The sequence below is a fragment of the Citrobacter sp. Cpo090 genome, assembly GCF_030332665.1.
GTDB classification, from domain to species: domain Bacteria; phylum Pseudomonadota; class Gammaproteobacteria; order Enterobacterales; family Enterobacteriaceae; genus Citrobacter; species Citrobacter portucalensis.
Genome location: NZ_JAOWHK010000025.1, coordinates 924,932 through 950,779, shown reverse-complemented (window position 1 = coordinate 950,779; position 25,848 = coordinate 924,932). Strand labels below are relative to the sequence as shown.

21 protein-coding genes are annotated in these 25,848 nt (G+C 52.5%); 11 read left to right on the top strand and 10 right to left on the bottom strand.

Annotated features, from left to right (window positions below; genetic code table 11):
• Positions 1-8: 8 nt before the first annotated feature.
• The 4 genes from nagZ to OGY83_RS07280 all read left to right on the top strand — a co-directional run bounded on the left by nagZ (position 9) and on the right by OGY83_RS07280 (position 4,581).
• The gene (nagZ, locus tag OGY83_RS07295; RefSeq protein WP_286635591.1) at positions 9-1,034 is read left to right on the top strand and encodes a beta-N-acetylhexosaminidase; all 1,026 of its coding nucleotides are present in this window, start codon (positions 9-11) and stop codon (positions 1,032-1,034) included.
• Between the two features lie 21 nt (positions 1,035-1,055).
• The gene (ycfP, locus tag OGY83_RS07290) at positions 1,056-1,598 is read left to right on the top strand and encodes an alpha/beta hydrolase YcfP (RefSeq protein WP_003030817.1); all 543 of its coding nucleotides are present in this window, start codon (positions 1,056-1,058) and stop codon (positions 1,596-1,598) included.
• A 970-nt stretch (positions 1,599-2,568) separates the two neighbouring features.
• On the top strand, positions 2,569-3,873 hold the full coding sequence (gene ndh, locus OGY83_RS07285; RefSeq protein ID WP_003832263.1) for an NADH-quinone dehydrogenase: 1,305 nt from the start codon (positions 2,569-2,571) through the stop codon (positions 3,871-3,873).
• A gap of 168 nt (positions 3,874-4,041) precedes the next feature.
• The gene (locus OGY83_RS07280) at positions 4,042-4,581 is read left to right on the top strand and encodes a glycine zipper 2TM domain-containing protein (RefSeq protein WP_003030814.1); all 540 of its coding nucleotides are present in this window, start codon (positions 4,042-4,044) and stop codon (positions 4,579-4,581) included.
• 57 nt (positions 4,582-4,638) lie between these two features.
• Here the strand turns inward: OGY83_RS07280 and OGY83_RS07275 are convergent, their stop codons facing one another.
• Together OGY83_RS07275 and comR are read right to left on the bottom strand one after the other, a co-directional pair.
• A complete protein-coding gene (locus tag OGY83_RS07275) occupies positions 4,639-6,819 on the bottom strand; it encodes a TonB-dependent siderophore receptor (protein WP_191212914.1) in 2,181 nt (726 codons plus the stop codon).
• 255 nt (positions 6,820-7,074) lie between these two features.
• Entirely contained in the window at positions 7,075-7,710 is a 636-nt protein-coding gene (comR, locus tag OGY83_RS07270) for a TetR family copper-responsive transcriptional repressor ComR (RefSeq protein WP_191212913.1), read from the bottom strand.
• Between the two features lie 243 nt (positions 7,711-7,953).
• On the opposite strand from comR, the gene bhsA reads away from it, so the two are divergent.
• Positions 7,954-8,211, top strand: a complete 258-nt coding sequence (gene bhsA / locus OGY83_RS07265; RefSeq protein WP_003030810.1) for a multiple stress resistance protein BhsA — start codon at positions 7,954-7,956, stop codon at positions 8,209-8,211.
• An 86-nt stretch (positions 8,212-8,297) separates the two neighbouring features.
• Here the strand turns inward: bhsA and ldtC are convergent, their stop codons facing one another.
• The 3 genes from ldtC to OGY83_RS07250 all read right to left on the bottom strand — a co-directional run bounded on the left by ldtC (position 8,298) and on the right by OGY83_RS07250 (position 14,042).
• Positions 8,298-9,263: a L,D-transpeptidase LdtC gene (ldtC, locus tag OGY83_RS07260; RefSeq protein ID WP_123266941.1), complete on the bottom strand. Its 966-nt coding sequence runs from the start codon at positions 9,261-9,263 to the stop codon at positions 8,298-8,300.
• Between the two features lie 149 nt (positions 9,264-9,412).
• The gene (gene mfd, locus OGY83_RS07255; RefSeq protein WP_286635590.1) at positions 9,413-12,859 is read right to left on the bottom strand and encodes a transcription-repair coupling factor; all 3,447 of its coding nucleotides are present in this window, start codon (positions 12,857-12,859) and stop codon (positions 9,413-9,415) included.
• A 118-nt stretch (positions 12,860-12,977) separates the two neighbouring features.
• A complete protein-coding gene (locus tag OGY83_RS07250) occupies positions 12,978-14,042 on the bottom strand; it encodes an acyltransferase family protein (RefSeq protein WP_286635589.1) in 1,065 nt (354 codons plus the stop codon).
• Between the two features lie 261 nt (positions 14,043-14,303).
• Between OGY83_RS07250 and lolC the strand changes: the two genes are divergently transcribed.
• From lolC to cobB, 5 genes are read left to right on the top strand one after another with little or no spacing between them, the layout of a single operon-like run.
• Positions 14,304-15,503 (top strand): lipoprotein-releasing ABC transporter permease subunit LolC, encoded by a 1,200-nt coding sequence (gene lolC, locus OGY83_RS07245; protein ID WP_286635912.1) that lies wholly within the window; start codon positions 14,304-14,306, stop codon positions 15,501-15,503.
• Positions 15,496-16,197: a lipoprotein-releasing ABC transporter ATP-binding protein LolD gene (gene lolD / locus OGY83_RS07240; protein WP_003832278.1), complete on the top strand. Its 702-nt coding sequence runs from the start codon at positions 15,496-15,498 to the stop codon at positions 16,195-16,197. The genes lolC and lolD overlap by 8 nt, the downstream gene beginning before the upstream one ends.
• Complete coding sequence (gene lolE, locus OGY83_RS07235; protein ID WP_123266944.1) at positions 16,197-17,441, top strand: lipoprotein-releasing ABC transporter permease subunit LolE; 1,245 nt, start codon at positions 16,197-16,199, stop codon at positions 17,439-17,441. The genes lolD and lolE overlap by 1 nt, the downstream gene beginning before the upstream one ends.
• An 18-nt stretch (positions 17,442-17,459) precedes the next feature.
• Positions 17,460-18,371, top strand: coding sequence for an N-acetylglucosamine kinase (gene nagK / locus OGY83_RS07230; RefSeq protein ID WP_286635588.1), 912 nt, complete (start codon positions 17,460-17,462; stop codon positions 18,369-18,371).
• A gap of 15 nt (positions 18,372-18,386) precedes the next feature.
• Positions 18,387-19,208 (top strand): Sir2 family NAD+-dependent deacetylase, encoded by an 822-nt coding sequence (gene cobB / locus OGY83_RS07225; RefSeq protein ID WP_123266946.1) that lies wholly within the window; start codon positions 18,387-18,389, stop codon positions 19,206-19,208.
• Positions 19,209-19,309: 101 nt separating this feature from the next.
• Here cobB and potD read toward each other — a convergent pair whose 3' ends face one another.
• Genes potD through potA form a run of 4 tightly spaced genes read right to left on the bottom strand, consistent with a single transcriptional unit; the run spans position 19,310 to position 23,137 of the window.
• Positions 19,310-20,356, bottom strand: a complete 1,047-nt coding sequence (gene potD / locus OGY83_RS07220) for a spermidine/putrescine ABC transporter substrate-binding protein PotD (protein ID WP_286635911.1) — start codon at positions 20,354-20,356, stop codon at positions 19,310-19,312.
• A gap of 27 nt (positions 20,357-20,383) precedes the next feature.
• Positions 20,384-21,163: a spermidine/putrescine ABC transporter permease PotC gene (potC, locus tag OGY83_RS07215; protein ID WP_286635587.1), complete on the bottom strand. Its 780-nt coding sequence runs from the start codon at positions 21,161-21,163 to the stop codon at positions 20,384-20,386.
• Positions 21,160-22,017 (bottom strand): spermidine/putrescine ABC transporter permease PotB, encoded by an 858-nt coding sequence (gene potB, locus OGY83_RS07210; RefSeq protein WP_032943032.1) that lies wholly within the window; start codon positions 22,015-22,017, stop codon positions 21,160-21,162. The genes potC and potB overlap by 4 nt, the downstream gene beginning before the upstream one ends.
• Positions 22,001-23,137, bottom strand: coding sequence for a spermidine/putrescine ABC transporter ATP-binding protein PotA (gene potA, locus OGY83_RS07205; RefSeq protein WP_123266948.1), 1,137 nt, complete (start codon positions 23,135-23,137; stop codon positions 22,001-22,003). The genes potB and potA overlap by 17 nt, the downstream gene beginning before the upstream one ends.
• Positions 23,138-23,387: 250 nt before the next feature.
• Between potA and pepT the strand changes: the two genes are divergently transcribed.
• The gene (gene pepT, locus OGY83_RS07200) at positions 23,388-24,614 is read left to right on the top strand and encodes a peptidase T (protein WP_048214418.1); all 1,227 of its coding nucleotides are present in this window, start codon (positions 23,388-23,390) and stop codon (positions 24,612-24,614) included.
• A gap of 102 nt (positions 24,615-24,716) precedes the next feature.
• Here pepT and roxA read toward each other — a convergent pair whose 3' ends face one another.
• On the bottom strand, positions 24,717-25,838 hold the full coding sequence (gene roxA / locus OGY83_RS07195) for a [50S ribosomal protein L16]-arginine 3-hydroxylase (RefSeq protein WP_286635586.1): 1,122 nt from the start codon (positions 25,836-25,838) through the stop codon (positions 24,717-24,719).
• Between the last annotated feature and the right edge of the window lie 10 nt (positions 25,839-25,848).

Here is a 25,848-nt window from a genome sequence, read left to right as displayed (position 1 = left end):
AGAGCAGTGTGGGCCCAGTAATGTTGGATGTCGAAGGGTATGAGCTGGACGCTGAAGAGCGTGAGATTCTGGCACATCCGCTGGTAGGTGGGTTGATCCTCTTTACCCGAAATTATCATGACCCGGAACAGCTGCGTGAATTAGTGCGTCAGATCCGGGCTGCGTCACGTAACCATCTGGTGGTGGCGGTAGATCAAGAAGGCGGGCGCGTACAGCGTTTTCGTGAAGGCTTTACCCGTCTGCCTGCGGCTCAATCCTTTGCTGCGTTGCACGGTCTGGAAGAGGGCGGCAAACTGGCTCAGGACGCTGGATGGTTGATGGCCAGCGAAATGATCGCGATGGACATTGATATCAGCTTTGCACCGGTACTGGATGTGGGCCATATCAGTGCGGCAATCGGCGAGCGTTCTTATCATGCCGATCCGCTAAAAGCGCTGGCGATGGCGACCCGCTTCATTGACGGGATGCATGCTGCTGGCATGAAAACGACCGGTAAACATTTTCCTGGACATGGGGCGGTGACGGCGGATTCACACAAAGAAACCCCAACCGATCCTCGTTCAGAATCCGAGATTCGTTCGAAAGATATGTCCGTGTTCCAGACGTTGATTACGGAAAACAAACTGGATGCCATTATGCCTGCGCACGTCATCTACAGTGATGTAGATCCGCGTCCGGCGAGTGGTTCTCCTCACTGGCTGAAAACGGTGCTGCGCCAGGAGCTTGGCTTCGATGGTGTCATTTTCTCCGACGATTTGTCGATGGAAGGGGCGGCGATTATGGGAAGCTATGCGGAGCGTGGACAGGCATCGCTGGATGCAGGTTGCGATATGATCCTGGTCTGCAATAATCGTAAAGGAGCGGTCAGTGTGTTAGATAATCTGTCGCCGATCAATGCAGAACGTGTTACACGTTTGTATCATAAAGGTTCATTTTCACGTCAGGAACTGATGGACTCGGCACGCTGGAAGACGGCAAGCGCTCAGCTAAACCAGCTTCATGAGCGCTGGCAGGAAGAGAAAGCAGGTCATTAACGCAAGTTTGGCGAGGATGCGATGATTATCTATTTACACGGTTTTGACTCTAACAGCCCGGGCAACCATGAGAAGGTGTTGCAGCTGCAATTCATCGACCCGGATGTCAGGCTGATTAGCTACAGTACGCGGCATCCTAAACATGATATGCAGCATCTGCTGAAAGAAGTGGACAAAATGCTGCAGCTGAATGTGGATGACCGTCCGCTGATTTGTGGTGTGGGGCTCGGGGGATATTGGGCTGAACGGATTGGTTTCCTGTGTGATATTCGTCAGGTAGTGTTTAATCCCAACCTGTTCCCGTATGAGAACATGGAAGGCAAAATCGACAGACCTGAGGAGTATGCAGACATCGCAACAAAATGCGTGACCAATTTCCGTGAAAAGAATCGCGATCGCTGCCTGGTGATCCTGTCACGTCATGATGAAGCGCTGAACAGTCAGCGTTCGTCAGAAGAGCTGCATCATTTTTACGAGATAGTCTGGGACGAAGAGCAGACGCATAAGTTTAAGAATATCTCTCCGCATTTGCAGCGCATTAAAGCGTTCAAGACGTTAGGTTAATCCTTATTGAGTGCGTAAAGAAACAGCCGCCGGGCTAATGCTCGTCAGTTACGAACGTATGGTGAACATGTGATTCTTGCTCAGGGTTCCGTTCACCTCAGTGGTGTCATTTCTCTGAAGCGCAGATACCTGTGAACGTGCAAGGGAGGCTCACCGCCGCCTCCCTTGCAACCCAGGCTCCCGGCGGGAAAATCGTCGCTACGCGAGTTATTCGTCTTATGCCGTCTGCCTGTCGGGTCGGGGTCGAGCCTGCGTCCGTGCAGGCCGTCCCCTCTGTCCGCATCCCTGCGGACAGCCCCGGTCAGCCGTCAACGCCTCATCGATTTTCAGCCGGACCGGGGTCATCGCTTCAACGCACTGACTTCCAGTTAAATCTTTTTTGCTGTTTAAACAAAAAAACGCAGATGGTCAGGTGTGGGCTGGTCCGGCTGAAAATTGCCGACGTGATTCCGTAAGGCCGGGAGAGCCAGCATGGATGCTGGCTCAGGGCGCGTTTTGCATGGATGCTACCTCGCGCCCGGCCCGGTAGCCTGGAGGAATAAGCGGAGGGAACCACGAAGTGGCAATTTTCCTGCCGGGAGCCGGGATTGTAAAGGGCGTGGCGGAGAACGCCCTTTACACGTTCACAGGAATCGGTGCTTAAGAGAAATGATGAGCATGAGGTGAACGGAACTCTTTCTCCGAGATAGCATGTTCTTTACCTCGGCCAGCACAGGTTGAAGCTTTCTGAAACTGAGGCGATAACTGACTGGTATTACAGCCATCGGGCTGGTTTTTTTGTCCTTAAAGTTCAGGTTGTCTATCTTTTCAGCATCAAAACTTGATACACATCAATTTTGGTATGACCAATGCACCGTTCGTGTTATTCTCACTCTCGAAGAACATTTTCATTACCGTAACTTGTTGTTAATTAAAGGCTATGTTAATAACTTTTAATTAACAATTGGTTAATAAATTTGAGGGGGTCACGTTGACTACACCATTGAAAAGGATCGTGATTGTCGGCGGCGGTGCTGGCGGACTGGAAATGGCTACGCAGCTGGGTAAAAAACTCGGGCGTAAGAAAAAGGCCAAAATCACACTGGTAGACAGAAACCACAGTCACTTGTGGAAACCGTTACTGCATGAAGTGGCGACGGGTTCTCTGGACGAAGGTGTGGATGCGCTGAGTTATCTGGCACATGCCCGTAACCATGGCTTCCAGTTCCAGTTAGGCTCGGTGGTGGATATCGATCGTGAAGCGAAGACCATTACTCTCGCTGAGCTGCGCGATGAGAAGGGTGAGCTGCTGGTTCCTGAGCGTAAAGTGCCGTATGACACGTTGGTGATGGCGTTGGGCAGTACTTCCAACGATTTCAACACCCCTGGCGTGAAAGAAAACTGCATTTTCCTCGATAACCCCCATCAGGCGCGTCGTTTCCACCAGGAGATGCTGAATCTGTTCCTGAAGTATTCCGCGAATCTGGGCGCAAACGGAAAAGTGAATATCGCCATTGTGGGCGGCGGTGCGACGGGGGTTGAACTCTCCGCTGAGCTGCACAATGCGGTAAAACAACTGCACAGCTATGGTTACAAAGGGCTGACCAACGACGCGCTGAACGTTACGCTGGTCGAAGCCGGTGAGCGTATTCTGCCTGCGTTGCCGCCGCGTATTTCCGGTGCTGCGCATAATGAGTTAACCAAACTGGGCGTACGCGTACTGACCCAGACGATGGTAACCAGCGCTGATGAAGGCGGACTGCACACCAAAGATGGCGAATACATTAAAGCCGATCTGATGGTGTGGGCGGCGGGTATCAAAGCGCCAGACTTTATGAAAGATATTGGCGGTCTGGAAACGAACCGTATTAACCAACTGGTGGTTGAGCCAACTCTGCAGAGCACGCGCGATCCTGACGTGTACGCGATTGGCGACTGCGCTTCCTGCGCTCGCCCGGAAGGGGGTTTTGTGCCTCCGCGCGCTCAGGCAGCACACCAGATGGCGACCTGCGCGATGAACAATATTCTGGCACAGATGAACGGCAAGCCACTGAAAGCGTATCAGTACAAAGATCACGGCTCTCTGGTCTCGCTCTCTAACTTCTCTACCGTAGGTAGCCTGATGGGTAACCTGACCCGTGGTTCGATGATGGTGGAAGGGCGTATTGCGCGCTTTGTGTACATCTCTCTGTACCGCATGCACCAGATTGCTTTGCACGGCTACTTCAAAACCGGCCTGATGATGCTGGTCGGCAGTATCAACCGGGTGATTCGCCCGCGTCTGAAACTGCATTAATATCGACGTGTAGCGCCGGATGATTTCACGCATCCGGCGCCTTCCTTCAGAGTTCTCCGAATCATCCTGCGCTCGTGCCTCATCCTGCTATTTTCATCCGTAATCTGATTGGCATTCCTTACCTTCTGTTGCAAAGTTGTTGCTAATAGCAAAAAAGGAGGAAGTCCCGTGAATAAATCAATGTTGGCGGGTATAGGGATTGGCGTAGCTGCTGCGCTGGGTGTTGCAGCGGTGGCCAGTCTGAACGTTTTCGAGCGTGGCCCACAGTATGCGCAAGTTGTCTCTGCAACACCGATTAAAGAGTCGGTAAAAACACCGCGTCAGGAGTGCCGGAACGTAACGGTCACGCACCGTAAGCCAGTACAAGATGAAAACCGTATCGCGGGTTCAGTATTGGGTGCGGTTGCGGGTGGTGTTATTGGGCATCAGTTTGGCGGTGGACGTGGTAAAGATATTGCCACCGTGGCCGGTGCTTTAGGCGGCGGCTATGCAGGTAACCAGATTCAGGGTTCGATGCAGGAAAACGATACTTACACCACCACGCAGCAGCGTTGTAAAACGGTGTATGACAAATCTGAAAAGATGCTGGGCTATGACGTAACGTACAAAATTGGCGATCAGCAGGGGAAAATCCGTATGGATAAGGACCCCGGCGCGCAAATTCCGTTGGATAACAACGGACAGTTGGTACTGAATAACAAAGCGTAAAATAGCATTATCCTGAACATTAGCCCCCCATTCGCTCAGGCTGGGGGGCTTTTTTTATCAGAAGGTTAAGGCGTAATTCAGACCAAAAGTACGACCCCGGCCCTTGTATTCATACAGTGACGGGCTGCCGTAGGTTGGGCTGTACAGCAGTGGCGCACGTTGTCCCCACAGTGTGGTGTACTCTTCATTCAGCAGGTTTTCTACGCTAAAGGTCAGCTTACCTAACGGGAGCTGATAGCTGCCGATAAAGTCCATAGTGTTATAGCCATCCAGCTTATTGCCGCTGGCGTCGGTCAGATCAAATGTTTGCTGGCTCTGTACGCGCAAAGTCCACGGTTCTGGTGCCCAGCCGACCCACGCGGTTGCTTTGGACGGTGAGGCCAGAGTGACATCCCATTTTTGCCATTTACCGTTCTGTTTCACTTCCGATTTAATGATGTTGAAGTTGCCGCCCAGGCTCCAGTCCGTATCCGCAATGAAATAATCCACTGCACCTTCAAGGCCATAAATGCGGCGATCGTCGGGCTGAACGTTAATGGTCATATCGCTGCGGTTGATAACGATCGATTTATCTGAAGTCGAGTAGTACGCGGCCAGTTGCGTGCGCAGACTATCACCGGTGTAGCGCCATCCCAGCTCGTATGAGTTAACTTTAATCCCTTCCAGGCGTGAATCCGCCACGTTGACGCTGCGCTGGAGCTGGTAATGATCGCCAACCAGCGAATAGGTGCCGTTACCGTAGTATTTCCCTGGGTCCGGAAGCTCCACGCCCTGAGAGAAGTTAAACCACGTTTGCTGACGGTCGGTCAGATGGGCGAGGATACCGGCGTTGAACAGGAAATTATCGTAATCGGTTTTGCCGCCCGGAATGGTATCGGCAGAATTCGCAAGCCCGGTCGCGATTCCCTGCTGTTGAGCATAGCCAACGAAATCATCAACCCTGTTTTCGGTCCATTGATAGCGCACACCGCCGCTGAGGGTAAAGATGTCGTTAATGTCATAGCTGTTTTGCAGAAAAGGCGCGAAGTTGGTGATGCTGTAACCGGGGTAACGTCCGGTAGTATAAGCGGTACGGTTATCCATACCGCCGGAGGGCAGGGACCAGGCCAGATCGAAGAATTTCTGATTGGAGTCGAAGGTTTCGTGATCGGCATCGACACCCCACGTCAGCTCCCAGTTATCCATCAACTGGCTGTTAAGGGTAATTTTGGCACCAAACTGGTCTGTGTCCTGCTGTGAAGCGGAGAAACTCGTGACCTTACCTTTGCTGAGCGTAGGGAAGGGGTAGAATTTCAGCGATTCGTCACGGTAATAGATTTGGCTGACCAGGTTCTGGCCAAAAAAATCCGCATCTGAATATTGCAGGCTAATTAGATGACGTTCGGTGCCGGGAATACGATCGGAATTCAGTCCGCTGCTGGTATATGCTTTGCCGTTTCCGGTCACGGCGGACATGTTCTCGCCGAGATCCAGCCCGTAATCGTCATCCCCCTGACTCTTATAATACTGAGTAACCAGTTGCAACTGACGGTTGTCGTCAAGTTCAATCGTCCCTGTGCCCATCACGTCCAGACGATCGGAGTGCTGTAGCCCGGTTTGGGTGTTATCCAGCAGTAGGGCATCGTGGTTGCCGTCATACCAGCCGCCAAAACGTTGATACGCGACGGACATACGTCCAGAAGCGCGATCGGTTCCACCGCTCACCGCCGCGGCAACGCGTTCATCATGATCGTTACTATTGTTAAAGCCGCTTTTGCTCCCCAGTTCGAGTTCTACTTCACGCTCCGGCTGGCCTTTTTTGGTGACGATGTTAATTAATCCGCCGGTACTACCGCCGCCATAAAGTGAGGTTGCGCCTGAAATGACTTCAATGTGCGCAATGTTAAACGGGTCAATGGAGTCAAGTTGACGGCTGTCGGTTCGCGAGGAGTTCAGACGGACGCCGTCAATGAGCACGACAATGGCGCGACCGCGCATGTTCATGCCGTAGTTTGTGCGCCCCTGGCTACTGACATCGATTCCTGGGATTAACTGAGCAAGAACATCCTTGAACTCTTTCCCCCCCTGAACCTGTTGTTCAATCTCGCTTCCTTCAATAACCCAGGTCGTTTGCGCCATTTCTGCCACGGTGCGCTGGCTACGGTTGGCGCTAACGATGAGATTCTCTTCCTCAGCCGCAATGGCCGGAAGGGTTAAAGACAACAGGAGAGGATTGAGCACCCAGAGACGCTTATGCATTTGTATTCCTTTTAAAAAAGAGTCGAACTGTTTTTGTTATGGCGGTAGAGAAACCGATAGTTACATTGTGAAACAGGCGTTAAAACAAATGCGAATATTGCTGATAATAATTGTTGTTATCAATACTTTTTACAAAAAATGATCGGGTAAGATGATGAAAACAATGAAAAATGTAGGGGTAATGCGTGAAATTCTAACCGGGGGCTTTATCAGCTCCCGGTGGTGTGAGTACTGCGGGGGAATTGTGGGAAAGGGTTAAGCTTTGACGAGTTCGGGCCACAGCCGCAGGGTTGTGTGTGCGATCTGCATCAGTTTTTCAAACGTTGCGCCTTCACGGGCGCTGATCGACATACCCTGTAAAATACAGTTCAGGTATTCAGCCAGTTTTTGCACGTCGCAATGGGCTGGAATTTCACCTCGTTGCTGGCGCTGGTGAAGGAACTGGGTAAGTGTCTGTTCCTGCATTGCATGGCGGGATTTCACCGTGTGCGCAATATCGCGGGAAGAGGCTGCCAGCGTCGCAGAAGTATTAATCATGAAACATCCCGCCGGGGTGTCCTTGCTGGTAAAGCAGGTCGCTATGGCGGTGAAATAGCCTTCCAGTGCGGACTCAAGGCTTTTTTCTTCACAAAACAGCTGGGCTTCGTGTTTCGCCGCAAAGCGGGTGATGTAGCGGTCCAGTACGGCACGGAACAACCCTTCTTTATTGGTGAACTCCGCATACAGCGTGGGCGCTTTTGCGCCGGTGGCTTCCACGAGATCGGCGAGTGATGTCGCTTCATATCCGTGCTGCCAGAAGAGTGTCATGGCCTTATCAAGCGCGGCTTCCCTGTCGAACACTTTTGGTCGGCCACGGCTTTTTTTTGCACAACCTGTCGTTTCAGTTGTCATGGCGCCGATGTACCTTTGTTAGGTTTATTGAATAACCATTATAAAAATATTCGACTGCACACTCCAGCGGATTCACGATAAAAATAATTTATAGCTATTAGCATGAAAAATAAGACCTTTATATTTTATATAACGATCATTATAAAAAGGTGTTGACGTGTGACCTGGATCACATCTATGATTTACCTATCGATCGTTAAGTTAATCTTTTCGACACCCATTCATCTGCTAAAGGTCACTATCATGAAAAACGTAAAAACACTGTTTGTTGCTGCTGTTCTTAGCTCACTGTCATTTGCAAGCTTTGCCGCTGTTGAAGTTCAGTCCACACCTGCGGGTCAAGAGAAAGTCGGTACTATTTCTGCGAATGCGGGGACTAACTTAGGTTCACTGGAAGATCAACTGGCGCAGAAAGCCGATGAGATGGGTGCGAAGTCTTTCCGTATTACTTCCGTTACCGGTCCTAACACCCTTCACGGAACTGCTGTTATCTACAAATAAGATTTAACCCATCGCAATGCCACTGCGAGTTAAATAAAAAACCCCCGCGGAATATAATCCAGCGGGGGTTTTTTTATGTGCGGAGTTTACATCGGCTGTTGAGCAACGTCGTGATGACGGGTCACATCGACCGGCATGCCTGAGCGAATCTCCATCGCATGTTCCATGACGGCAGGATCAGTTTGCGCCGCATTTTTAAATGTCTGCATGGACGCGTTCAGCACGATTGGCAGCAGCTGCGGGTCGTCATTGATTTTTTCGGACAGCGGCTGATGCACTTCTACCAGGCGCACGCCGTTGGGCTCAACGGATGCCTTGATCGGCGTATTGATAATATTGACCTTAGTTCCGGGCGTTACCTGACGGAACAGGGTTTCGATATCTCCGTCGCGCAGACGAATACAGCCGGAACTGACGCGCATTCCGATGCCAAAATCAGCATTGGTTCCGTGCAACAGGTACACGCCGCCGTATGCCGCTAAGCGAATCGCATGATGGCCCATCGGGTTATCCGGACCGGCAGGCACAACGGCTGGCAGGTCAATTCCGTTTGCTTTGTATCGCGCGCGGATATTTGCCGTCGGCGTCCAGGTGGGGTTGGCGCGTTTATCAGAGATGGTGGTTACCATCGTAGGCGTTAAGGTGTCACCGCCTAACTGGCCAATACCAATAGGATAAACGGTCACCGAATTGGTCCCCGGCTGGTAATAATAAAGACGCAGTTCGGCGAGGTTGATAACAATACCTTCGCGCGGGGCGTCAGGTAGCAGAGTTTGTAACGGGATCGTCAAAACGCTTCCCGGACGTGGTACGTAAGGGTCAACGCCAGGGTTGGCCTGCAGCAGCGCTAAAAAGCCGACATTATATTTTTTCGCAATCGCCTCCAGAGAACCGCCATTGTCTTCAACTACGTGAACGGCATTCTGGCCCACCAGACGGCTTCCCGGTGGCGGTAGCGGCCAGGTGTTTGCCTGTGCCGGAAGTGCTAACGCGAATGTCGCTGCAAGCGTAAAAAACGCGAACCAGCGAGAGAGTCGTTTATTGTTTAACATCACCATAAATCCATTGTTTTTACGTGGTTTTTATTATGTAAAAGTAAACGAGAATTATGGCGGTTTGCTGTGTCGGGAAGTGCAGGGAAGTGCAAAGAGTTTGTAAATTCATCAGGCCGGGTGAGTGGTGTGCTCACCCGGCCTGTTCACTATGCTACGGCGTTTTCTTCAAGCTGGCGCATAAACTGGCGGACCCAGTCGATCCGCGTTTTACGCTCGCCCAGATCCTGCATGAATTTCAGTCGGGTTGGACCGTCCAGGCGGAAGTGCTGCGGCTGTTTTTGCAGTAAACCAATCAGCCAGACCGGGTTGACGTGGTTTTTCTCGGCAAATTCAATGGTACCGCCTTTTTCATTGCCTTCGAGCTTTCTGATCCCCAGTTTCTGCGCCTGCTGGCGTAAACGGGCGATATCCAGCAGCGTACGAGCCGGGTCGGGCAGCAGGCCAAAACGGTCTATCAGCTCGACCTTAATTTCTTCCAGCTCGTTTTCGCCTTTCGCACTGGCAATGCGCTTGTAGAACGACAGTCGCGTGTTTACATCCGGGATATAGTCGTCCGGCAGCAGAGACGGCATGCGCAGTTCAACTTCGGTTTGCTGGCTGGTGAGATCTTCCAGTGACGGCTCACGCCCTTCTTTGAGCGCATCGACGGCGTTTTCCAGTAGTTCCATATACAGCGAGAAGCCGATGCTTTCCATGGAACCACTCTGATCTTCCCCCAGCAATTCTCCGGCGCCGCGAATTTCGAGGTCGTGGGTCGCCAGCGCAAAACCTGCGCCCAAATCTTCCAGTGAGGCAATGGCTTCCAGGCGTTTTTGCGCGTCAGTGGTCATCGCTTTCGGATGCGGCGTCAGCAGCCAGGCGTACGCCTGGTGGTGAGAACGTCCCACGCGACCGCGCAGCTGGTGTAATTGCGCTAAACCGAAGTGATCCGCTCGTTCGATGATGATGGTGTTAGCGGTGGGAATGTCGATCCCGGTTTCGATAATGGTGGTACACACCAGCACGTTAAAACGCTGATGGTGGAAATCGTTCATCACGCGTTCCAGTTCGCGCTCGCGCATTTGCCCGTGACCGATACCAATACGCGCTTCCGGCACCAGTTCTGCTAATTTGTCAGCGGTTTTCTGAATGTTTTCGACGTCGTTAAACAGATAATAAACTTGTCCCCCGCGAAGAACCTCACGCAGGATCGCCTCACGTACCACCAGGCTGTCGTATTCGCGCACGAAGGTTTTGACCGCCAGACGACGAGCGGGCGGCGTGGCGATAATCGACAGATCGCGCATGCCGCTCATTGCCATGTTGAGCGTACGCGGAATCGGCGTTGCCGTCAGGGTCAGGATATCGACATCTGCGCGCATCGCCTTGATGCGTTCTTTGTGGCGAACGCCGAAACGATGCTCTTCATCGACAATCAGCAGACCCAGATCTTTTAACTTCACATCTGCTTGCAGCAGTTTGTGCGTGCCGATGAGAATATCAATTTTGCCCTCGGCAACCTGCTCCAGAATCTGCGCTTGCTCTTTGGCGCTACGGAAACGGGACAGCATCTCAATGCGTACCGGCCAGTTGGCAAAACGATCGCGGAAGTTGTCGAAGTGTTGCTGTGCGAGCAGGGTGGTTGGCACCAGCACGGCAACCTGCTTGTGGTTCTCTACGGCGAGGAAGGCCGCGCGCATCGCGACTTCGGTTTTACCAAAGCCGACGTCGCCGCACACCAGGCGGTCCATAGCCAGCGGTTGACACATATCACTGAGTACCGCGTTAATCGCCTGCGCCTGATCAGGCGTGGTTTCAAACGGGAAGCTGTCGCAAAACAGCTGGTACTGTTCACGGTCATGCTTAAAGGCAAAGCCTTCTTTCGCTGCGCGCTGGGCATAAATATCCAGCAGCTCTGCCGCGACATCGCGCACCTTCTCAGCGGCTTTCTGTCGGGCGCGTGACCAGGCATCGCCGCCAAGTTTATGCAGCGGCGCATTCTCTTCTGCACCGCCTGCATAGCGGCTGATCAGATGCAGTGACGACACCGGCACGTACAGTTTGGCGTCGTTGGCATAGGTGAGCATCAGATATTCACCAGTGATGCCGCCCGCTTCCAGTGTGGTCATCCCGGCATAACGACCCACGCCGTGCTCCAGATGCACCACCGGCTGACCGGGATGCAGCTCCGCGAGGTTACGAATTAACGTATCCGGGTTGATGGTGCGACGAGAATCCTGGCGGCGACGCGCCACGCGTTCCCCAAGCAGATCGCTTTCACAAATCAGCGCCAGATTGCGTTTGCTATCGATGAAGCCGTGCTCGGCTGCGCCAATCATCAGATAACGACCGTTATCAACGGCTTCATCGAGTCGCAATATCCGCTTCGGTGCCACTTTGATGCGAGCGAGCAGCTCGCCAAGCGCTTCACGGCGACCTTCACTTTCCACCGAGAAAATTACCGGACCGGTGAAGCCCTCAAGGAATTTACGTAACGCATCTAACGGTGCTTTTTGCTGCGCCTGAACGGCGATATCCGGCAGCTTCTGGAACCCGAGGTTAGTATTCGCAGCTTTGTTCGCCAGACTCTCGGTTTTCAGTTGAACGCGCGGCCAGCGTTTAAGTTCAGAAAACAGCTCATCAACCCGCAGCCACAGCGATTCCGGCGGCAGAAGTGGGCGCATCGGATCAACACCGCGATTTTCAAAGCGTGACAGGGTATCGGCCTGGAAGCGTTCTGCGCTGGTCTCGATATCACCGGTATTGACCAATAACGTATTGGCGGGGAAATAGCTGAACAGCGGCGGCAGCGGTTCGCTGAAAAACAGCGGTTGCCAGTATTCAATACCCGCAGGTAATGTGCCTTTGCTGACCTGCTGGTAAATATGTTCGGCGTCGCGTTTCACCTCAAAGGTATCGCGCCACTGGCTGCGGAATAGCTCGATGGCCGTTTTGTCAGTCGGGAATTCGTGCGCGGGAAGTAAATTAATGGCATCGACTTCTTCCAGTGTGCGCTGGGTGTCGGTATCAAACAGACGCAGGCTGTCGATTTCGTCATCAAAGAAATCCAGACGATAAGGCAACTCGCTGCCCATCGGGAACAGATCCAACAACGCGCCGCGCGTGGCGTATTCGCCGTGTTCCATGACCTGATCAACATGGCGATAGCCCGCGCTATCCAGTTGTTCACGCAGGGCATCGCGCGAAAGCCGCTGGCCCTTTTTCATGACCAGCGCATGACCGTGCAGATAGCTGTGCGGACAAACACGCTGCATCAGCGTATTTACCGGAACGATCAGCACGCCGCGCTGCATGGCAGGCAACTGATACAGCGTGGAGAGCCGCGAGGAGATAATCTCCTGATGGGGAGAAAAACTGTCGTAGGGTAGCGTTTCCCAGTCGGCCAGGTTCATCACCATTTGGTCGGTAAACTGACGAATTTCATCATGCAGACGCAGCGCATTTTGCATGTCCGGCGCGATCAGCACCACTGGACCCGCGTGATGTTCGGCGATTTCGGCGACCAGCGTTGCGCAGGCGGCACCGGTAAGCTCACCCAGCTGGCGCAGATCGCCTGCTTTCGCCGGGAGCGTGTAACGATGTTGTTCAGGCATTCGGTTGTCAGGATCTCGTTTAGATATACATCTGATAAGCAATGTTCTTTATTATCCGTGATCGTTTCTCATAAGCAAATTGATTCGCCCCCTGATGGGGGCAAAAAGCGCGTTGGGGTTAGCGCGAGACGGTTGATAAAGATGGCGGGGAAAAGAGCAGGTCGGCCACTGTTTTTTGTGAAATTTTACGTACCAACAGGCCAAACAAGGTGCACAGCAGCAGGCAGGCGAACGGATACACCAGTAGCAGGGCCAGCTCCGCATAGGCAGGCCAGGCGGTGTGATTGATTTTGGGGATTAGCGTTAAGCTGAACAGCTCAACCAGAATACGGTGGGTGGTGTAGATGGCGATGGTATTGGCACCAATCACGCTTAACGGGCCGGACTCACGCATACCGAAGCGCAGCTCAAATTGATAAAACAGCTTCATGATCAGCACAATGGAAAGAAGAGAAAGTAATAGTGAGACATTTGCCAGCCACGCGACGACGGCGGCGATTGCGCTAACCAGAACAATGACTGCATGGCGGCGCAGGGGCACCTCCTTGATCCATAGCATCAGCGTTGTGCCGAACCATGCACCGAGGCTGTACCAGGGCAGATTGCGAATCACGCTGTTCATTCCCCACCACGGCGTCGGGACAAAATTGATCGCCACGCTCAGTACCACAAATAACGCCAACAGCGGTACCGCCCAGCGGCTGAAAATTTTACACAGAACAAAATAGACAATCAGCGCGTACAGATACCACAAGCTGGTACTGGCGGTCAGCATTCCGTGGGTAAAACCTGTGATCGAATCGGCATAAGCGGCGTTGGCAGCATGGCTCAGATCGCGCTGTGGAGCCAGCCAGTTATTGAGCGCTACTAACGCCAGCCATTGCACCACTCCCCAAAGCACCAGCACCCAGGCAATGCTCCAGATTCGTTTATCCACGCAGGTTGTCCACGGGACGCTATCAATGTAGCGACGGATCAGATATCCCGAGATAAAGAAAAACACCGGCATGCGAAACGGTGCCAGGTACAAATTAAGGTAAATCCAGCATTTGCTCAGCAGCTCTGAAAGCGGATGCTGAAAAGTAGTGAGGTGTGGGTAAAACGTGATTACCGAGTGGTAAATCACCACCAGGCAAATACATAACCCTTTGATTTGATTAATCCATAGTTCTTTTTTGTTCATCGAGACGGCGCATCCATTTTGTTGGCTATAGCCTGCCATCCTGCGCAACCCGCTGTGCGCTGTAATGCGTAACTGTCTGCATTTTGTTTTTTTAAGATAAAGATCAGGGACCCGGACTGAAGGGAAGAGGGACAACTTTAGCGAATTGATTTATTTATACTTTTAGGAATAGTGCTGACGAACACTTACGGTTCAGTCATTTACCCATTCCGCTTTCGCTTATATACTCGTGACTTTGCTAACAGCAACCAGACGGATTTCATGTACCAACCTGTCGCTCTATTCATCGGCCTGCGTTATATGCGTGGGCGTGCAGCAGATCGCTTCGGTCGCTTCGTTTCCTGGCTCTCCACCATAGGCATTACTCTCGGGGTAATGGCGCTGGTCACGGTGTTGTCGGTGATGAACGGTTTCGAGCGCGAGCTGCAAAACAATATTCTTGGCCTGATGCCTCAGGCCGTTCTCTCGTCCGAACAGGGTTCCCTCAACCCGCAACAACTGCCGGAAAAAGCGGTGGTGTTGAACGGCGTCAACCGCGTTGCCCCCATCACTACGGGAGATGTGGTGCTGCAAAGCGCGCGTAGCGTGGCGGTTGGCGTGATGCTCGGTATCGATCCGGCGCAAAAAGATCCGTTAACGCCGTATCTGGTCAATGTGAAGCAAACAGATCTGCAACCGGGTAAGTATAATGTCATCCTCGGCGAGCAACTTGCCGGGCAGTTGGGCGTTAATCGTGGCGATCAAATTCGCGTGATGGTGCCCTCAGCCAGCCAGTTTACGCCGATGGGGCGTTTGCCGAGCCAGCGTCTGTTTACGGTGATTGGCACCTTCGCCGCCAACAGCGAAGTCGATGGCTACCAGATGCTGACCAACATTCAGGATGCCTCGCGCCTGATGCGTTATCCGGTGGGCAATATCACTGGCTGGCGTCTGTGGCTGAACGAACCGTTGAAAGTTGACACGCTGAGCCAGCAAACGCTGCCGCAAGGCACCAAATGGCAGGACTGGCGCGAGCGCAAAGGGGAACTGTTCCAGGCCGTGCGCATGGAAAAGAACATGATGGGGCTACTGCTTAGCCTGATCGTGGCGGTGGCGGCTTTTAATATTATTACCTCGCTGGGTTTGATGGTAATGGAGAAGCAAGGGGAAGTGGCGATTTTACAAACGCAGGGGCTGACGCCGCGGCAGATAATGATGGTGTTTATGGTTCAGGGGGCCAGTGCCGGGGTGATTGGCGCGCTGCTGGGTGCTGTGCTGGGCGTATTGCTCGCCAGCCAACTGAACAATTTAATGCCAATTATTGGTGTGCTGCTGGATGGTGCTGCGTTGCCGGTCGCCATTGAACCGCTGCAGGTTATCGTCATTGCGCTGGTGGCGATGGCCATCGCGCTGCTGTCTACGCTTTATCCTTCCTGGCGCGCTGCCGCCACTCAACCCGCTGAGGCTTTACGTTATGAATAAGATCCTGTTGCAATGCGACAACCTGTGCAAACGCTATCAGGAAGGCACTGTGCAGACCGATGTACTGCATGATGTCAGTTTTTGCGTCGGCGAAGGTGAGATGATGGCGATTGTCGGCAGCTCCGGCTCCGGCAAGAGTACGCTGCTCCATCTGTTAGGCGGGCTGGATACCCCGACTTCCGGCGACGTCATTTTTAGCGGTCAGCCAATGAGCAAGCTCTCGTCGGCGGCGAAAGCGGAACTGCGTAATCAGAAGCTGGGCTTTATTTACCAGTTCCACCATTTGCTGCCGGATTTTACGGCGCTGGAAAACGTAGCGATGCCGCTGCTGATCGGCAAGAAAAAACCGGCTGAAATAACCGAGCGCGCACGGGATATGCTGAAAGCGGTAGGGCTGGATCATCGTGCCAGTCATCGCCCGTCTGAACTGTCTGGCGGCGAACGCCAGCGTGTGGCCATCGCTCGTGCGCTGGTGAATAACCCGCGTCTGGTCCTGGCGGATGAGCCAACGGGTAACCTGGATGCGCGTAACGCGGACAGCATTTTCGAGCTTCTGGGCGAGCTGAACCGCTCTCAGGGTACGGCATTCCTGGTGGTGACGCACGATTTGCAACTGGCGAAGCGGATGAGCCGCCAGCTTGAAATGCGCGATGGCCGCCTGACGGCTGAACTGAGCCTGATGGGAGCTGAGTAATGGCTTCGCCTTTATCATTATTGATTGGTCTGCGCTTTAGCCGTGGTCGGCGGCGCGGCGGTATGGTTTCGCTGATATCTGTGATTTCCACCGTTGGCATCGCGTTGGGTGTGGCTGTGTTGATCGTTGGTTTAAGTGCCATGAACGGATTTGAGCGTGAGCTGAACAACCGTATTCTGGCCGTAGTCCCACACGGAGAGATTGAAGCCGTAAATCAGCCGTGGAATAACTGGCAGGAAGCGCTCGACAAAGTACAAAAAGTGCCGGGTATTGTCGCCGCGGCGCCTTATATCAACTTTACCGGACTGGTGGAGAGCGGGGCGAACTTACGCGCGGTGCAGGTGAAGGGCGTTGACCCGAAACAGGAACAGCGTTTAAGCGCGCTGCCATCCTTCGTGCAAAACCATGCTTGGGATAATTTTAAAGCCGGTGAACAACAAATCATCATTGGTAAGGGTATTGCCGATGCGCTGAAGGTGAAGCAGGGCGACTGGGTGTCGATTATGATCCCTAACGCCAGCGCGGATCATAAGTTACAGCAGCCTAAACGCGTGCGTTTACACGTAACGGGAATTCTGCAACTGAGCGGTCAGCTCGATCACAGCTTTGCCATGATCCCAATGGAAGATGCGCAGCAATATCTGGATATGGGAACCAGCGTTTCCGGGATCGCGCTGAAGGTTAACGACGTGTTTAACGCCAATAAGCTGGTGCGAGACGCGGGTGAAGTCACCAATAACTATGTTTACATAAAGAGCTGGATCGGCACCTACGGCTATATGTACCGCGATATTCAGATGATCCGCGCCATTATGTATCTGGCGATGGTGCTGGTTATTGGCGTGGCCTGTTTTAATATCGTTTCCACGTTAGTGATGGCGGTAAAAGACAAAAGCGGCGATATTGCGGTATTAAGAACCCTCGGGGCGAAAGATGGGTTGATCCGTGCCATTTTTGTCTGGTACGGCCTGCTGGCGGGTCTGTTCGGTAGCCTGATAGGCGTTGTCATCGGGGTGGTTGTCTCGTTGCAACTGACGCCGATCATAAACGGGATTGAGGCGATTATCGGCCATCAGTTCCTGTCCGGCGATATCTATTTCATTGACTTCCTGCCATCGGAATTACACTGGCTGGATGTGATTTACGTGCTGGTGACAGCACTCGTGCTGAGTCTTTTAGCGAGTTGGTATCCGGCGCGTCGCGCCAGCAATATTGATCCTGCGAGAGTACTTAGCGGCCAATAACAATAAGAAGGAGCGGTGATGTATTACGGATTTGACATCGGCGGGACCAAAATTGCGCTGGGCGTGTTTGATAAGCAACGTCGTCTGCAATGGGAAACTCGCGTTCCTACGCCTCGCGACAGCTACGACGCTTTCCTTGATGCGGTCTGCAATCTGGTGACGGAAGCGGACCAGCGGTTCGGCATCAAAGGTTCGGTAGGCATCGGCATTCCGGGTATGCCGGAAACGGAAGACGGCACGCTGTACGCGGCCAACGTTCCTGCCGCCAGTGGCAAACCGCTCCGCGCCGATCTCAGCGCTCGCCTTGACCGCGATGTGCGTCTGGATAACGATGCGAACTGTTTTGCTCTCTCCGAAGCCTGGGATGACGAGTTTACCCAATATCCGCTGGTGATGGGGTTGATCCTCGGTACGGGCGTCGGCGGCGGCCTGGTGCTTAACGGGAAATCCATCACCGGACGCAGCTATATCACCGGCGAGTTTGGTCATATTCGTTTGCCTGTCGATGCGCTGACGCTGATGGGCTTTGATTTCCCGCTGCGCCGCTGCGGATGCGGTCAACTGGGATGTATCGAAAGTTATCTTTCCGGCGGTGGATTTGCGTGGTTGTATCAGCATTACTACCATCAACCGCTGGATGCCCGCGAAATTATCGCGCTGTGGGAGCAGGGCGATGAACACGCGCGTGCCCACGTTGAACGCTATCTGGATTTGCTGGCGGTGTGTCTTGGGAATATCCTGACTATCGTCGATCCTGATTTGGTAGTAATTGGCGGAGGTTTGTCGAATTTTACCGCGATTACGACGCAACTGACGGACCGACTGCCACGTCATCTGTTGTCGGTTGCCCGGGTACCGCGTATTGAGCAGGCACGGCACGGTGATGCCGGCGGGATGCGCGGGGCTGCTTTCCTACATCTTACCGATTAATACAAAGAGGTTGTTATGCTGTCGCGTCGGGGTCATCGGTTAAGCCGCTTTCGTAAAAATAAACGCCATTTGCGCGATCGCCTGCGTCAACGAATCTTTTTCAGAGACAGAGTGGTGCCTGAATTGATGGAAAAACCAAGAGTGCTGGTACTGACTGGAGCGGGAATCTCCGCTGAGTCAGGAATTCGAACATTTCGCGCGGCGGATGGTCTCTGGGAAGAACATCGGGTTGAGGACGTTGCGACTCCGGAAGGTTTTAGTCGAAACCCGGAGCTGGTTCAGTCGTTTTATAACGCCCGTCGCCATCAGTTGCAACAGCCAGAAATCCAGCCCAACGCGGCGCATATCGCACTGGCAAAACTCGAAGACGAGCTGGGCGACCGTTTTTTACTGGTGACGCAGAACATTGATAATCTGCATGAGCGTGCGGGCAGCCAGAACGTTATCCATATGCATGGCGAACTGCTTAAAGTTCGCTGTTCGCAAAGCGGGCAGATTCTGGAGTGGACGGGCGATGTGACCCCGGAAGATAAATGCCATTGCTGCCAGTTTCCGGCACCGTTGCGGCCACACGTAGTGTGGTTTGGTGAAATGCCGCTGGGCATGGATGAGATTTATATGGCGCTGGCAATGGCAGATGTGTTCATTGCGATTGGCACATCGGGACATGTTTATCCGGCAGCAGGTTTTGTGCATGAGGCGCGGCTGCATGGGGCACATACGGTAGAGTTAAATCTCGAACCGAGCCAGGTAGGCAGCGAGTTTGAAGAGAAGTATTACGGCCCGGCAAGCCAGGTGGTGCCCGAGTTTGTTGAGAAGTTATTGAAAGGGCTGTGATTTTTTTGCCGGATGGCGGCAAATGCCTTATCCGGCCTACGGTTCGCATTGATGTAGGCCCGATAAGCGTAGCGCCATCGGGCATTCCTTACAACGCTGAATTAGCGTCCTGCTTTTAGCTTTTGATAATACTCTTCGTAGATAGCGCTGGCGGAACCAACATCGTTCTGCCATTCCCCTTTGTTGATGGTTTCTGCGTCAGGGTAGAGCGTTTTGTCGTTCGCGACCTCAGGACTTAACAGCTTGCGTGCTGCCAGGTTTGGCGTCGGGTAACCGATAGTTTCTGCGACTTCTTTCGCCACGTCCGGGCGCAGCAGGAAGTTAATCAGCTTCAGCGCACCTTCTTTGTTTTTCGCGTTAGCCGGAATAGACAGGCTGTCCATCCAGAAAATGCCACCTTCTTTTGGCCAAACCACTTCCAGCGGTGTGCCCGCCTGACGCGCAACATACGCGGAGCCGTTCCACACCATCCCCAGATTAACTTCGCCTTCCATATACGGGTTGGCCGGGTTGTCAGAGTTAAATGCCGCGACGTTAGGCATCAGCTTCTTCAACTCGTTATAGGCGGCTTCAATCTCTTTAGGATCGGTGGTATTGCCGGAATATCCCAGCTTGCGCAGCGCCATCTGGAACACTTCTCGTGCATCATCCGTTAACAGCAGACTGCCTTTGTACTCCGGCTTCCACAGATCGGCCCAACTGGTCACGGTTTTCGGATCGATAGCATCGCTGTTGACGCCAATAGCCGTTGCGCCCCAGATATACGGGATGGAGTAGTCATTGTTCGGGTCAAACGGCTTGTTGAGCATTTCCGGATCGAGATTATGGAAGTTGGTTAACTTCGACTTATCGATCTTCTGGATCATGCCTTCTTTACGCATTTTATCGACGTAATAGGTGGACGGAACCACCAGATCGTATGCGCCGTCTTTATAGGTTTTGAGCTTGGCGTACATGGTTTCATTCGACTCGTAGGTCGAATAGATAACCTTAATGCCGGTTTCTTTGGTGAACTGTTCCAGCAGACCCGGTGGGACGTATTCAGTCCAGTTATAGAAATAGAGCGTGTTGTTGTCATTCGCGTGAGCGGCGCTCATGCCCAGTGCCAGAGCACCCGCCGCGAGCAGGTGGCGTGACCATTTTTTCATCATTTAACGTCCCCTGAATTAAGGGCCTTAGCGGCCCTTGGTTTTATCACGTGCAATAAGCTGGCTGGCAATCACCATAACCAGCGACAGAACCAACAAAATGGTTGCCAGCGCGTTCACCTCTGGTGATACGCCGACTTTAACCATTGAGTAGATTTTTAATGGCAAAATTTCATAACCTGGTCCGGTGACGAAAGATGAAACAACGACATCATCCATCGACAGCGTAAAGCTCAGCAACCAACCCGCAGCCACCGCAGGCATAGCCAGTGGCAGTATTATTTTGCGCAGAATAGTTACTTCGCTGGCACCCAAATCTTTAGCCGCCTCAAGCATGCGGACATCAAAACCTTTCAGGCGTGAGTAAACTGTCACCACCACAAAAGGCAGACAAAAAGTGATATGCGAGAACAGCAGCGACCAGAAGCCCAGTTGAATGCCGATCAGCATAAGCAGCACCAGCAGAGATATTGCCATCACAATATCCGGCGACATCATCACCACGAACAGCATGCCACTGACGAACGGTTTACCGCGAAAACGGTAGCGGTACAGAGCAACCGCAGTGAGTGAGCCGATCAAGGTGGCAAACGTGGCGGATAGCACCGCCATCGTCAGCGAGTGCTGCGCCGCCTGCAACAGGCTGTCGTTATTCATCAGCAGGCCGTACCATTTGGTAGTAAAACCCTGCCAGTTGATGCCAAAGCGCGAACTGTTAAAGGAGTTCACAATCAGAATGATGATTGGAATATACAGATACGCGTAGATAGCGGTCATAAAACCGCCGCGAAGCAGTCGACCGATCATTCGAGTTCCACCTTCTTGTTCAGCAAACGGGAGGCGCGCCAGTAGATCAGCAGCATCAGCCCCATCACGATGGTCAGCGTAATGCTGGTGGCTGCACCAAACGGCCAGTCGCGGATGTTCAGGAACTGAACTTTAATTACGTTACCAATCAGCAGGTTTTTCGCGCCGCCCATTAAGTCGGAAACGTAAAACAGCCCCATTGCGGGCAGCATGACCAGCAGACATCCGGCGATAATCCCCGGCATCGTCAACGGAATAATGATGCGGGTGAAGGTCTGAAGTTTGCTTGCGCCTAAATCACGCGCGGCTTCCAGCAGCGGTTTATCGAGCTTTTCAATGCTGGAGTAGAGCGGCATCACCATAAACGGCAGCAGAATGTATACCAGCCCGATAATCACCGCGCTGGGGGTAAACATAATGCGAATGGGTGTATCGATAACGCCGAGCCATAACAGAAACTCGTTGAGATAGCCTTTGGTACTGAGGAAAATTTTGAGTCCGTAGATGCGAATAAGAGAATTGGTCCAGAACGGAACAATCAGCAGGAACAGCAGCAGCGGGCGCACTTTTTCCGGCAGTTTCACCAAAAACCAGGCAAACGGGTAGCCGAGTACCAGACAGGCGAGCGTGGCAATCAGCGCCATATTGAGGGAGTGAACCAGCACCTCAAAATAGAGCGGATCGAGCAGGCGCGTATAGTTCTCCAGCGTAAAGACCATTTTGACGAAATTGGCGTCGTCACGGGTCAAAAAGCTGGTGCCGATGATCATCAGGTTGGGCAGAAAGACAAATAACACAAGCCAACCGACAATGGTGAAGATCACCACACTCTGGAATTTACTTGTGCTCTTCATCAGCCAGTACGACCTCCCAGCTTTCTACCCAGTTAATTGCCATTTTCTGGTCGAGCGAGTGGTCAAAGTCAGGATCATCTTCGTTGAAGAATTCGCTGACCATCACCATCTTGCCATTTTCCAGTTCCACAACCGACTCCAGCGTCATGCCTTTGTAGTTGCGTTCGCGCACGTAGCCGATCAGGCCTTCGATATGATTATCATCATTGATTTCATCAACGCGCAAATCTTCAGGGCGTAACAGGACGTGCAGTTTTTGTCCTGGAACCACCGCGAAGTTGACATAAATATTGCACTCGCGGCCTTCGACGTTAGCACGAACACGCTGTTCATCCAGGCGTTCAATCACCGTGGCGTTAAACATATTGATCTCGCCGATAAACCCGGCGACGAACAGATTCTTTGGCTCTTCGTAGATTTCGCGCGGCGTACCGTCCTGCTCAATCTTACCATCGCGCATCACCACGATGCGGTCGGACATGGTCAGTGCTTCTTCCTGATCGTGTGTGACAAAGACAAAAGTGATTCCAAGCTTACGCTGCAGTGCTTTCAGTTCGTTCTGCATCTGCTTACGCAGTTTGTAATCCAGCGCAGAGAGGGATTCATCTAACAGAAGTAAGCGGGGTTTGTTGACCACAGCTCGGGCAATCGCTACGCGCTGCTGCTGTCCGCCGGAAAGTTGATGCGGTTTTCGCTGGGCGAACTCTTCCAGTTGCACCATGCGCAGGGCTTCGGTAACGCGGGGAGAAATGTCGGCTGCGGGCGTTTTTTGCATGCGTAAACCAAAGGCCACATTCTCAAACACGGTCATGTGGGGGAATAACGCATAGCTTTGGAAGACGGTATTCACGTAGCGGTTTTCCGCAGGAACGTGAGTAATGTCCTCGTTGTCCAACATAATATGACCGGAATCAACCGTTTCCAGACCGGCAATCAGGCGAAGAACGGTTGTTTTACCGCAGCCAGAGGGGCCAAGCAGCGTAAGAAACTCGCCATTATTGATGGTCAAATCCAGGTTGGAAATCACCTCTTTACCATCGAAACTTTTGCGAATTCCCGCTAATTGCACCAGTGGAGAAAGCGAACGCGGTTGTTTATTCAATTTTTTACTCTGTCCCATGTAAACGCAACGGATGGCTGACCGATGCGGGGTTTGTGGTTAACCACCTTGATGACTCTTAATGAGGGCCGTTATTCTACGGCAAACCATTGTAATCGCCAATCCTTGTTGCGAATTACTGACTTAGCCCTATAGTCAGAGGGGATGTCAGGGCGAAATATTCTCACTTGCGGGGATAAAAGTGACCTGACGCAATATTTGTCTTTTGTTGCTTATTGATAATGTTGTCACAAAAAGTGAGGGTGACTGCATGGATAAACTACTTGAGCGTTTTTTACACTACGTGTCGCTGGACACCCAATCAAAATCGGGCGTGCGGCAGGTACCCAGCACCGAGGGACAGTGGAAGTTATTACAACTGCTAAAACAACAGCTTGAAGAGATGGGGCTGGTTAATATTTCACTGAGCGAAAAAGGGACGCTGATGGCAACGTTACCCGCTAACGTTGCTGGCAATATTCCCGCGATTGGTTTTATTTCCCATGTGGATACCTCACCGGATTTCAGCGGTAAAAATGTCAATCCGCAAATCGTTGAAAACTATCGCGGTGGCGATATTGCGTTAGGCATTGGTGATGAAGTTTTATCGCCAGTGATGTTCCCGGTGCTGCATCAACTTTTGGGTCAAACGCTGATCACCACAGACGGTAAAACGTTGCTGGGGGCGGATGATAAAGCAGGCGTGGCGGAAATCATGACCGCACTGGCTGTGCTTATCCAAAAAAATATTCCGCACGGTGATATCCGCGTGGCCTTTACGCCGGACGAAGAGGTGGGTAAAGGGGCGAAGCATTTTGACGTTGCGGCATTCGATGCGCAGTGGGCCTATACCGTTGACGGTGGTGGCGTAGGTGAGTTGGAATTTGAAAACTTCAACGCCGCGTCGGTTAATATCAAAATTGTTGGCAACAATGTGCATCCCGGCACCGCAAAAGGGGTGATGGTGAATGCGCTGTCGCTGGCGGCGCGAATTCATGCAGAGGTTCCGGCAGATGAAAGCCCGGAAAAGACGGAAGGCTACGAAGGCTTTTATCATCTGGCGAGCATGAAAGGGACGGTCGATCGGGCGGATATGCACTACATTATTCGTGATTTTGACCGTAAGCAGTTTGAAGCGCGTAAACGCAAGATCATGGATATCGCCAAGAAGGTCGGCAAAGGGTTACATCCGGACTGCTATATCGAACTGGTGATTGAAGACAGTTACTACAACATGCGCGAAAAAGTGATTGAGCATCCGCACGTGCTGGATATCGCCCAGCAGGCGATGCGTGATTGCGATATTGAGCCGGTGCTGAAACCGATCCGTGGTGGCACTGACGGCGCGCAGCTGTCATTTATGGGATTACCGTGTCCGAATCTGTTCACCGGCGGCTACAACTATCATGGTAAACATGAGTTTGTAACTCTGGAAGGAATGGAAAAAGCGGTGCAGGTGATTGTGCGTATTGCTGAACTGGCCGCGAAACAAAAATAAAGCATGTGTAGTTGCCGGATGGCGCTTTGCTTATCCGGCCTACAATATTTCACTCCAGTAGGCCTGATAAGACGCGTAGCGTCGCATCAGGCACAGTCCGCATTATCCTTCGAAGAACCAGTACCCGCTGTTGACCAGCGCGGCAAGCATGGCAAGGAAAGACGGATCTTCCAGCGCATCCTCAAAGTTCTCGGCCGTGAGCACAATATGACTGGCCAACGCTTCCAGGGCAGGGCGATGCGGCGAATCAATTTTCTCACCGTTAGCGTAGACGTCGTCGCCAATGCGCAATACGCGCAATCCGCCCAGACGCACTAATACATCACCTTGTTTCAGGGCATCATAAATTTCGTCTGGCTGATACGGTGGTTCCGGCGGGGCAATATCCAGCTCATGACGAGACTGAGAAATAAACTCACCGAACCACTGCTGGAAATGTTCTGGCTGATTAATCAGACCCAGCATCATTTCGCGCAGCTTATCCATCTCCTGGGGCAGAACATCTGCCGGATGATCGCGCGGCGGCAGGTCAGGATCGCTGTAATAGGTGCTGCCCAGCTCGCGTTGCAAAACGTAATCGGCGAACCCGCTGATCAGCTCACGAGTGTTTGGCGCGCGGAAACCAACTGAATAGTTCATCGCGTTTTCTAACGCATAACCTTCGTGCGGGAATCCTGGTGGAATGTACAGAATATCGCCGGGTTCCAGTTCTTCATCAATGATGGCTTCAAACGGGTCGACCTGAAGAAGATCCGGATGAGGGCAGTGCTGCTTCAACTGCAGTTTTTCGCCTACCCGCCAGCGACGACGACCGGTTCCCTGAATGATAAATACATCGTACTGATCCAGGTGTGGGCCAACGCCGCCGCCGGGAACAGAGAAAGAAATCATCAGATCGTCGATACGCCAGTCCGATAATTCACGGAACGGGCGCATCAGCGCGGCGGTAGGTTCGTGCCAGTGGTTGACCGCCTGTACCAGCAAAGACCAGTTGTTCTCGCCAAGATGGTCATAGCTTTCGAAGGGACCGTGGCTAACCTGCCATTTACCGTCCTGGTGGCTGACGAGTCGGCTGTCGACTTCGCTTTCCATTGCCAGTCCAGCCAGTTCGTCAGGAGAGATTGGATCAATAAAGTTGTTAAACCCGCGTTTTAAGACCACCGGGCGTTTCTGCCAGTGGCGTTCAAGAAAATCGGGCCAGTTAAGTGTGAGTTGGTATTCCATAGTGAGCATC

What these genes read in the sequence shown, in the direction of transcription:
- lolC (WP_286635912.1), top strand. Translation starts at nt 14,304, where the DNA reads ATGTACCAACCTGTCGCTCTATTCATCGGCCTGCGTTATATGCGTGGG.
- potA (WP_123266948.1), bottom strand. Translation starts at nt 23,137, where the DNA reads ATGGGACAGAGTAAAAAATTGAATAAACAACCGCGTTCGCTTTCTCCA.
- bhsA (WP_003030810.1), top strand. Translation starts at nt 7,954, where the DNA reads ATGAAAAACGTAAAAACACTGTTTGTTGCTGCTGTTCTTAGCTCACTG.
- lolD (WP_003832278.1), top strand. Translation starts at nt 15,496, where the DNA reads ATGAATAAGATCCTGTTGCAATGCGACAACCTGTGCAAACGCTATCAG.
- cobB (WP_123266946.1), top strand. Translation starts at nt 18,387, where the DNA reads ATGCTGTCGCGTCGGGGTCATCGGTTAAGCCGCTTTCGTAAAAATAAA.
- potD (WP_286635911.1), bottom strand. Translation starts at nt 20,356, where the DNA reads ATGAAAAAATGGTCACGCCACCTGCTCGCGGCGGGTGCTCTGGCACTG.
- ycfP (WP_003030817.1), top strand. Translation starts at nt 1,056, where the DNA reads ATGATTATCTATTTACACGGTTTTGACTCTAACAGCCCGGGCAACCAT.
- lolE (WP_123266944.1), top strand. Translation starts at nt 16,197, where the DNA reads ATGGCTTCGCCTTTATCATTATTGATTGGTCTGCGCTTTAGCCGTGGT.
- potC (WP_286635587.1), bottom strand. Translation starts at nt 21,163, where the DNA reads ATGATCGGTCGACTGCTTCGCGGCGGTTTTATGACCGCTATCTACGCG.
- potB (WP_032943032.1), bottom strand. Translation starts at nt 22,017, where the DNA reads ATGAAGAGCACAAGTAAATTCCAGAGTGTGGTGATCTTCACCATTGTC.
- ldtC (WP_123266941.1), bottom strand. Translation starts at nt 9,263, where the DNA reads ATGTTAAACAATAAACGACTCTCTCGCTGGTTCGCGTTTTTTACGCTT.
- comR (WP_191212913.1), bottom strand. Translation starts at nt 7,710, where the DNA reads ATGACAACTGAAACGACAGGTTGTGCAAAAAAAAGCCGTGGCCGACCA.
- OGY83_RS07275 (WP_191212914.1), bottom strand. Translation starts at nt 6,819, where the DNA reads ATGCATAAGCGTCTCTGGGTGCTCAATCCTCTCCTGTTGTCTTTAACC.
- mfd (WP_286635590.1), bottom strand. Translation starts at nt 12,859, where the DNA reads ATGCCTGAACAACATCGTTACACGCTCCCGGCGAAAGCAGGCGATCTG.
- roxA (WP_286635586.1), bottom strand. Translation starts at nt 25,838, where the DNA reads ATGGAATACCAACTCACACTTAACTGGCCCGATTTTCTTGAACGCCAC.
- OGY83_RS07250 (WP_286635589.1), bottom strand. Translation starts at nt 14,042, where the DNA reads ATGAACAAAAAAGAACTATGGATTAATCAAATCAAAGGGTTATGTATT.
- pepT (WP_048214418.1), top strand. Translation starts at nt 23,388, where the DNA reads ATGGATAAACTACTTGAGCGTTTTTTACACTACGTGTCGCTGGACACC.
- nagK (WP_286635588.1), top strand. Translation starts at nt 17,460, where the DNA reads ATGTATTACGGATTTGACATCGGCGGGACCAAAATTGCGCTGGGCGTG.